The following is a 1,054-nucleotide window of genomic DNA, read 5'->3' on the forward strand; positions in this document are numbered from 1 at the left end:
ACCCAGGATTATCCGAAGTGGAAATTATACTCGTTTGAAGGCGAAGGCCAGCGGCGGTCTAATCCATGTCAAAGGAGACCGACCATGATCCAGTTGCTGAACATTTTTGGCGATGTCATGCGGATCGCGACGTTTCAATGGCGTGACGAAAAGCAGCATTCAAAGCGCCGCGAGGGGCCGGCCAGTCGTGGCCGCTGGGCGCCGTCGGCTGACAGGCAGCCGTTTCGCCGTTCCCGTCCGTGATGGCGGGGCGCGCAAGGAGGGGGGATTGCGTTCTCCGGCGGAAGTCCACATCTATCGCCTGGGAAACGCGATACGGAGACTGTGGTGCGCGACCAGCATGGGCATGCGCATATAGACGGGTCGCAAAAACGCGGCCGCAACTGGCCCGGCCCCTGGCGCAAGACGCCAGGCCGTCTCCTCGGCACGTCGCTCGTGCGCCTCTACCAGCTGACGCTGTCGGGCTTTGTCGGCAATTCCTGCCGGCATCTGCCGACCTGTTCGGAATATGCGCATGAGGCGATCGCCCGCCATGGCCTGTGGGCCGGCGGCTGGATGGGATTCTTCCGCGTGCTGCGCTGCGGGCCATTCGGCACGCATGGCATAGACCTGGTGCCGGAGGCGCTTGCGGATCGCTATCTCTGGTTCATGCCCTGGCGGTACTGGCGGATCGGCAGCAAGCACGGCAAAGCGCAGGAATGATGGCCGGGGGGAGAGCAGGTTTACGATCCGGTAGGGTTAACAACAGCCTGCACAAAGACTGCGCATTTGAGACAAAATCGAGACAAGAGACCCCGCTAAGCCGCTCACGAACCCCCTTCTGGAGCGAGCAGAAAATGCGCAATTTCGACCGTCTTCCCTTCATCTTTGCCGGGATCCTGTTCCTGCTCGCCTGGCTGCTGGGATTTCCGTTGCGCGCGCAATCGGCGCCGCTGGGGGATTTGCAGTGCACGGTGATCGCCGATGCGGCGAGCGGCAAGACGCTTTACCAGGACGGAGTGTGCGACCAGCGGTTCAGCCCGGCCTCGACGTTCAAAGTGCCGCTGTCGCTGAT

Annotated in this window: 2 protein-coding genes and 1 pseudogene; all 3 read left to right on the forward strand. The window is 62.1% G+C overall.

The annotated features are described in order from the left end of the window. The first annotated feature begins 84 nt into the window (after nt 1-84). Nucleotides 85-243, forward strand: a complete 159-nt coding sequence (locus EN932_RS36785; protein WP_127369532.1) for a hypothetical protein — start codon at nt 85-87, stop codon at nt 241-243. 84 nt (nt 244-327) lie between these two features. After that, the gene (gene yidD, locus EN932_RS36790) at nt 328-702 is read left to right on the forward strand and encodes a membrane protein insertion efficiency factor YidD (protein ID WP_127369531.1); all 375 of its coding nucleotides are present in this window, start codon (nt 328-330) and stop codon (nt 700-702) included. 134 nt (nt 703-836) lie between these two features. Further along, nucleotides 837-1,054: pseudogene (locus EN932_RS36795) on the forward strand (class D beta-lactamase); the annotation flags it as partial.

This window comes from Mesorhizobium sp. M7A.F.Ca.US.002.01.1.1 (assembly GCF_004022955.1).
Classification (GTDB): domain Bacteria; phylum Pseudomonadota; class Alphaproteobacteria; order Rhizobiales; family Rhizobiaceae; genus Mesorhizobium; species Mesorhizobium ciceri.

Excerpts from the sequence above, each read along its gene's own strand:
- EN932_RS36785 (WP_127369532.1), top strand. The coding sequence starts at position 85 with ATGATCCAGTTGCTGAACATTTTTGGCGATGTCATGCGGATCGCGACG.